The organism is Microcystis sp. LE19-41.2A (assembly GCF_027530405.1).
Taxonomy (GTDB): Bacteria; Cyanobacteriota; Cyanobacteriia; order Cyanobacteriales; family Microcystaceae; genus Microcystis; species Microcystis aeruginosa.
This window is the reverse complement of sequence record NZ_JAPZQJ010000173.1, coordinates 1-7,566: the sequence shown is the minus strand read 5'-3', so window position 1 is coordinate 7,566 and position 7,566 is coordinate 1. Positions and strand designations below refer to the sequence as shown.

At 39.6% G+C, this 7,566-nt stretch carries 7 protein-coding genes and 2 pseudogenes; 7 read left to right on the top strand and 2 right to left on the bottom strand.

Translation table 11 applies throughout. From position 1 onward, the window contains the following. Positions 1–66: 66 nt before the first annotated feature. Positions 67–1,632 (top strand): cation:proton antiporter, encoded by a 1,566-nt coding sequence (locus O9290_RS07320; RefSeq protein WP_288056593.1) that lies wholly within the window; start codon positions 67–69, stop codon positions 1,630–1,632. Between the two features lie 18 nt (positions 1,633–1,650). Here O9290_RS07320 and O9290_RS07315 read toward each other — a convergent pair whose 3' ends face one another. Together O9290_RS07315 and O9290_RS07310 are read right to left on the bottom strand one after the other, a co-directional pair. After that, entirely contained in the window at positions 1,651–2,400 is a 750-nt protein-coding gene (locus O9290_RS07315) for an amino acid ABC transporter ATP-binding protein (RefSeq protein WP_288056591.1), read from the bottom strand. A gap of 12 nt (positions 2,401–2,412) precedes the next feature. Beyond that, entirely contained in the window at positions 2,413–2,862 is a 450-nt protein-coding gene (locus O9290_RS07310) for a DUF29 domain-containing protein (RefSeq protein WP_185238064.1), read from the bottom strand. A gap of 294 nt (positions 2,863–3,156) precedes the next feature. On the opposite strand from O9290_RS07310, the gene O9290_RS07305 reads away from it, so the two are divergent. The 6 genes and pseudogenes from O9290_RS07305 to O9290_RS07280 form a co-directional block, all read left to right on the top strand. Continuing rightward, entirely contained in the window at positions 3,157–4,341 is a 1,185-nt protein-coding gene (locus O9290_RS07305) for an AAA family ATPase (protein WP_002762438.1), read from the top strand. Continuing rightward, a complete protein-coding gene (locus tag O9290_RS07300; RefSeq protein WP_288027655.1) occupies positions 4,338–5,120 on the top strand; it encodes a DUF3226 domain-containing protein in 783 nt (260 codons plus the stop codon). The genes O9290_RS07305 and O9290_RS07300 overlap by 4 nt, the downstream gene beginning before the upstream one ends. Before the next feature lie 239 nt (positions 5,121–5,359). Then, complete coding sequence (locus O9290_RS07295) at positions 5,360–5,545, top strand: hypothetical protein (protein ID WP_002762436.1); 186 nt, start codon at positions 5,360–5,362, stop codon at positions 5,543–5,545. A gap of 58 nt (positions 5,546–5,603) precedes the next feature. Next, complete coding sequence (locus O9290_RS07290) at positions 5,604–6,563, top strand: NodZ family protein (RefSeq protein WP_002762435.1); 960 nt, start codon at positions 5,604–5,606, stop codon at positions 6,561–6,563. 73 nt (positions 6,564–6,636) lie between these two features. After that, a pseudogene (locus tag O9290_RS07285) lies at positions 6,637–7,047 on the top strand (PQQ-dependent sugar dehydrogenase); the annotation flags it as partial. A gap of 141 nt (positions 7,048–7,188) precedes the next feature. Continuing rightward, positions 7,189–7,566, top strand: a pseudogene (locus O9290_RS07280) (RNA-guided endonuclease TnpB family protein); the annotation flags it as partial.

The following is a 7,566-nucleotide window of genomic DNA, read 5'->3' as shown; positions in this document are numbered from 1 at the left end:
CCCCACACCCCACACCCCACACCCCACACCCTACACCCCACACCCCATCTCTGATAACTGAAAATAATGAGTCTAGAATCTACTGCTAACGAAGCGATCGCTCATAATTTAGAGCAATTCCTGCTAGTTTTGACCATTTCCTTGAGTGTCGCCACTTTATCGAGAACCGTTGCCTTCCTCCGCAAAATTCCCTACACCCTGCTGTTAGTTATTGTCGGTATGGGTTTAGCTTTTTTAGATTTGCGTCTAGTTAATCTTTCCCCGGAATTAATTCTGGAAATTTTTCTGCCTCCCCTCCTTTTTGAAGCCGCTTGGAATATTCCTTGGGCTAAATTAAAGGAATATTGGGTTACTATCGTCCTTTTTGCCGTTATCGGGGTAATTATCTCCGTTTTGGGAGTCGCCTATCCCCTACATATCTTTGCTAATTTACCCCTATCGATCGCTTTTCTGTTGGGTGCTGCCCTAGCTGCCACCGATCCCGTCTCTGTGATTGCCCTATTTAAAGAATTGGGGGCCAGTAAAAAACTAACGATCCTGATGGAAGGGGAAAGTCTCTTTAATGATGGGGTCGCTGTGGTCGCTTTCGTCCTCTTGGTGGGGATTCCCTTAGGAGTCGATACCTTTTCCGTCCCCGTTACGATCGCTCGTTTCTGCACCTTTGTGGGGATTGGCATCGGTGTGGGTTGCGTGATCGGTTTCGGCATTTCCTACCTTACCCAACGCTTCGATCTGCCTTTTGTGGAACAGTCTCTCACCCTCGTTTCTGCCTATGGAACCTATCTCGTCACGGAAAAATTGGGCGGATCCGGTGTGATTGGGGTGGTAATTGTCGGGATTATTCTCGGTAATCTCGGTTCGCGCATTGGTATGAGTCCCCGTACGCGCCTGGTAGTTAGCGAATTTTGGGAATTTATCGCCTTTTTTGTCAATTCCATCATCTTTTTACTGATCGGCGATCAAACCCGTTTTGAGAGTCTTGGTAGTCACTTAAGCGGGATTTTAATAGCGATCGCCGCTATGGTGGTTTCCCGTCTGTTCTCAATTTTTGGACTAGGGGGAATTAGTAACCTAATTACGGGTAATAGGATCAGTTTCAAGGAAAGAACGGTGTTATGGTGGGGAGGATTGCGCGGTTCGGTTTCGATCGCCCTAGCGTTAAGTGTTCCCACGTCTATCCCCTACCGTCAAGAAATTATTGACGTGGTTTTTGGGGTGGTTTTATTTACTTTATTGGTGCAAGGATTATCTATACAATGGCTATTAAATGCCCTCAATCTTATCGGTGATCAACCGATTCGCACCGAATATTCGGCCTTAATTGCTCGTCAAATTGCTTTAACTAGGGTTGCCAATTATCTGCAACAACCAGAACGTTTTCCCGATATCGATCCCGAATTTTATCGCCACAAAAAAACGCTAGTGGAGGGACAACTAAAGGCCTTGGGCGATCAGTTGCAAAAATTACTACAGGAACACCCACAATTAAAAGATGTGGTAGCCGAACAATTTCAAGATACTTTACTTGATATCGAAGCTAATACCTACGCAGAATTAATTCGAGCCGGTCGTTTAAATGAAAATCTCGTTCCCCTTTTAGTGGAGGTAGAAGAAGAAAAAGAGATGGTTTAATGATCAAGTCATGGAAAATCAAAGAATTTTTGCTAAAAATTGCTGAGTTCGATCGGATTGGGGATTATTAAAAAATTTTTCTGGGGGGGCAATTTCCAAAATTAAACCCTGATCCATAAATACCACTCGATCGGCCACTTCTCGCGCGAATCCTACCTCGTGGGTGACACAAACCATGGTCATCCCGGATTTGGCTAAACTTTGCATCGTTTCCAAGACTTCTCGCACCATTTCCGGATCTAAAGCTGAGGTGGGTTCATCGAATAACATCACCTTCGGCTGCATGGCCAAAGCGCGAACGATTGCCACCCGCTGCTGTTGTCCTCCCGATAACTGGGGGGGATATTTAAGCGCTTGTTCGAGAATACCAACTTTTTCGAGGAGTTTTCTCGCTATTTCCTCCGCTCGCGCTTTTTTCCAACCGCGAACCCACATCGGCCCGAGGGTGACATTATCTAATACCGTCAGATGGGGAAAGAGGTTAAATTGTTGAAAAACCATGCCGACTTCCTGACGGATTGCCTCGATATTTTTCAGGTTGTGGGAAACAGTTATTCCGTCAATAATAATGCGGCCTTTTTGATAGGATTCTAACCCGTTAAAAGTGCGGATAAAGGTGGATTTTCCCGAACCAGACGGTCCCATAATCACGACAACTTCCTGTTTATTAACGGTGAGATTGACTCCCCGCAAAGCATGAAAGCGGTTATCGTACCATTTTTCCACAGCTTCGGCAATTATAATCGGTTCACTGTTGTGAGAGTCCATATTTTTGAGAGTTTATTGATTATCTGTATCGGGAAACCACTGTTTCTCAAGAATTTGTCTCAGAGAGTAGGGACAAATTATCGGTAAATTTTTTAATCCTGTCTTTTTTTCGGCAATTAAGCGAGCGTTTTCATAGATATTGTCTAACTCTAGTTCTAGAAATTTGCTTAAATTGGTGGTGAGCTTATCTTCTAATTGTACTCGAAAAGTGATCATCTCTGCCGTCCAATGATTACTATTTCTTTCTCTTTCTGTTGTCCAAAATTGATAGAGTAGCAGCTGGATTATTATTTGCAAACTTAAACTTTTAACAGCAGTTTTTTCGCTCCGTCCTAAAGTTGCCAACTCCTCGATCAAATGTTCGTAATCTAACTGATCTAACTGACGATTTTTTAATAACTCGATCGTCTCGCTTAACCAGCGATCGTACTCCCGTTCATAAAGCTGTTCTAAAGCAAGCATTGTCTTTGATCAAATGGCGACATTATTAAAAATAACCCGCTCCTAGAAATGATAGCATAAAATATCCGAATGGCGCTGGATTAGTGTAAATATTTTTTATTTAGTTTTAAACGCAGATATTTCCGCATAATTAACTGATTTTATCGAATTTATTCATATTTACACCGAATAACCACCTGAATTGATTGAGGCAATAATCCTGACTTTACCCGAAGAAGTTGATTAAATTAAAACTTCAATACATTTGAGTAGATGACTTAGTTTTTTGTCACCCTTTTCAGCTAAACTAAGTTTATGACTAAAAGCCTAGAAAACATTACCATTCACCAGTTTAGAGGACTGCGAGAGCTTGAGCTAAAGAATCTCGGACAGATTAACCTGCTTGTGGGAATTAATAATTCGGGAAAAACCAGCGTTCTCGAAGCGTTATCTATTTACTGTCATCCCTTAGATCTAAAAGTTTGGCTAAATACTGCTAGACAAAGAGAACAAGAGTACAGAGTTTCTCGGACTCCTTATCTAGATTCCCTACAGTGGTTATTTACCCACGATGCAATGATTGAGCAAGAAAAACTTAATCACGGGGTTATATCAATCACAGGAAATGGCTCCTTTAAAGTTCAGAAAATTGAGGCAATTTATGAAGAACTCGAAGGAATTATTTTAATTGACAATCCCGAAGACAAGCTTCATCCTAATGAGATAATTAGCGAAGAAAACGAAGATTTAATCGATAATAATGAAGATTTATGGGAAACAAGAAAAGGTATAAATTTATCGATAACAGTATTTCTGGCTCAAGAACAATTAATAAGTTTAATTAATTATCCCCAAAATCCCCTGAAAGAAAACTATCAACTTTGGGAAAATAGCCCTCTCTCTAGACTATCGGGAAAAAAAGAACCTAGCTTACTAACTTCTCTGGTTAGTCCCGCTTCTCATCGTTCTGATATTGGTCAATTTCGGTTACTTTCAGAAGTGAGATTTGCCAATTTTAAAACAGATGTTATCGATTTACTACGTCAAATGGACAGTAATATTTCTGATTTAGAAATTCTCTTACCTCCTCATTCTTTATCTTCCAGATTTAACATTTATATTCAACACGAAAAATTGGGACTTGTACCCGTTAGTACCTTTGGTGACGGGGTGCGTCGCTTACTTCATATTGCCCTCAAACTTGCCAGTGTTAAAGGTGGAATTTTATTCATTGATGAATTAGAATCAGCTATTCATACAGAGGCACTGCAAAGTTCTTTTAATTGGTTAGTTAAATGGTGTCAAAAAATGAATGTACAACTGTTTGCTACTACCCACAGTCTAGAAGCTGTTGATGCTCTGTTAGAAGTTACTGAACGAGAATCAGATTTGGTGCTTTATCGTCTCGAACCAAAGGAAAATTATACTAGAGTAGTTAGACATGATTGGACTCGATTAAAAAGCTTACGAGAAGACTTAGGACAGGAGGTTCGTTGGTGAGTCGAGAACATATATTGATTGGAGTGGAAGGTAATCATGATCAAGCTTTTCTGGTGAAAGTTATGTGTAAACTTCTGGGGTTTTCTAAATGTGAAGAACTCTCAAATCTAGAACCAATTTGGAAAAAATTTATTCCGAAATATCCTCCTCCTAAAACTGGAAAACTTTACATCAGACTCGATATGCCATCTATTCTTTATACTGAGACTTTATCCGTGGCAATTTATGCCGGGGGTGGCAGTGAATTAATTAAAAATTTAACCAATAAACTTGCCGATATGGATTATAACAATGAATTATCAGCTTTTGCCGTTATTGCCGATGCGGATAAAGATAACCCGGCAGAAGTTGCTCGTAAATATCATCAGGGTTTTCGGGAATATTTTCCCGACTTTCCCAGGGTAGTAGCTGCCACGGGAACTATTCAAGAAAATAAACCAAGAGTCGGATTATACATACTGCCTAATAATGTTGATCAAGGTGTCTTAGATACCCTACTTTGTGATTGTGGAAAAATCGCCTATCCTGAATATATGAAGAGGGCAAAAGCATATATTCAACAGTTTTCTGAGGAGGAAATTAGTCAAATTGGCTGGAAACCTTTTGATAAAGAAAAAGCCACTATTGCCGCCATTGCTAGTATTCTTAAACCGGGAAAAACCAACACCGCAACTATTTCTGATGATCGGTGGATTAGCGAGCAAACTTTAACGCAAATACCATCACTACAAAATCTCTTAAATTTTCTAAAACAACTCCTCAAAATGGAGTCAATATAATTATATTGATCTGCTGAAAACTTGGAGAGTTACCAACTAGGAAGTTATGGTTAATAAGTGGTCAGGCAAAGGAGACAGTATATCCGAACATTATAATAAAAGTTTTCTCTCAAGTTAAGGTCAAACAATTCTAGCTGGGAGTTATCGAAGTGTAATTAAGCTTGACAAACTCAAATTAAGGTGTTAATATATAGGGCGTGATTTGTACAGATGTTAAAAATTTTGTTTTGCGGTAGTCTATGAATTTAACAAATTTACCAATGTCTCTTGATGAGATGCCTTTACCTAGTTATTTGCCGCCAGTTATTTTAACAGTTTTTACTCGTCCCGATCTACTCAAGGAAGTTTTAAAGGGTTTAACCCAACAGATTCTATCTGCGTCGCCTAGAATTTGTGAAGCTATTTATGGCTCACTCTCCCTTTAGTTTGAAAAAAACTCGCCGTCGCCTAGGTTTATAGTTTAGTAGATACTTAATAGAAAATATGAATAGCTCTAGAAAATTTCTGATTTGTAAAGGTTCCTCTGGCATGGGAAACCGAATTCTGGCCGCCTGTGGTGCAATAATCTATAGTGAAATTAGTAATCGCCAGTTAGTTATTGATTGGCGGGATAATACTTATTGTCATGACGATATCAACTCCTTCCCTCTATTTTTTAACTGTCCAAAGACCGTTTCAGTAGAATCTATACCTGATACCAAGTCTGTCTATCCTGAGATATGGATTGATAAGTTAGATCAATCTTTTGGTGGACTAAGAAAAGATTTAAGGATTTCGGATCAATCTATGTCGGTTGAATTATCTAGAACAAATTATGAGAGTGAGATTCTGGTTTTCTGTGCCTATACTCATAAAATCAACCAGATGAGACAACTTTTTCATGGGAAGTTCGATTACTTGGCAAAAATGGATGATCGTACTATTATCAAACAGGTATTAAACTCTCATCTAAGCCTGAAACCTGAAATTGTTCAGTCTATCGAAGATTTCCGATCATCTTACTTTGGAGTGAATACCCTAGGCGTTCATGTCAGATACACAGACATGAAGATTCCTTTAGATAAGCTAATTACTAATACTAAAAAAATCAACAAAAACAATAAATTTAACAGCATTTTCTTGGCTACAGATTCTCAAGAAGTTGTTGAAAAATTTCAAGAGGAGTTCCCAAATATTATCACCACACCAAAATGGTTTCCACCATCGGGAGAAAGAATGCACCAGAACTGGGATCAATGTCCCGATCGCATTCAAAATGGCATAGAAGCATTAATGGATATGTATTTGTTAGCCAGTTGTAATGATTTGATTTTTTCTTCTCAGTCCTCCTTTGGTTTAGTGGCATCAATCCTAAGTAAAGCCAGTAAACAACATCTCCACGATGTTAATTCTTCTTCATTCATTGAAAAAGTCAAAGCGAAAATTAGAGGTATTGCCAAATAGTTTGTACGAGCAATTAACCCGAACCAACCTTAATGATGTCTATGCCATGGCAAACTTGGGGAGTTACCAACTAATGCTTAATTCTCTCAATCGCCTTTTCTCCCCTTTAGTATCTAGCGTTTTACATACCATAATTATCTCCAGTTGTCAAGGTGCAAATGTATTAACTTCGGCGAATAATTCCCAGACCAATCAATGGCAAAAAGTGACCGTAATCGAGGGTTTAGAGCATCCTTGGTCGATGGTTTGGCTACCTAACGGGGAAATCCTCATCACAGAGCGCCCCGGTCGTTTAAGAGTAGTTAGAGAGGGTAAATTAGACCCAAAAGCCATCGCTGGAGTTCCCGAAGTTTTTGCCGTCGGACAAGGAGGACTGCTCGATGTGGCAATTCATCCCCAATTTGCCCAAAATCGCTGGATTTATCTAACTTATGCCCACGGAGACCAGGAGGCTAATCGTACCCGCGTCGCTCGTGCGGTTTATCTCAAATGTCGGGGTGAAGACCCTCGCGCTTAGGGACGGGATGAAACCCCGACCAATATAAAACAGCGAAGCACGACTAAAATCTTGACAATCTATGCTGTACAGGTTAATATAAAATAAGTTGTTTGAGGTCGATAAACAATGATTGTCTTAGAAATGAAAGCCGTGGTCAAACCAAGTCAGTGTTCTGCCATTGATGAAGCTATTCGTACAGTACAATTCATCAGAAACAAAGCATTAAGGCTTTGGATGGATGCCAAGAGGGAAGATAAAATTGATAAATATTCTCTCAATAAATATTGTGCAGTTCTCGCCAAACAGTTCAAGTTTGTCGATACTCTAAATTCTATGGCTAGACAAGCATCGGCCGAACGGGCCTGGTCAGCTATTGCCCGTTTCTATGACAATTGTAAGAAAAAAATAAAAGGTAAAAAAGGCTATCCCAAGTTTCAGAAAAATAATCGTTCTGTGGAATATAAAAACTGTGGGTGGAAACTATCAGAGGATAGAAAGAAAATA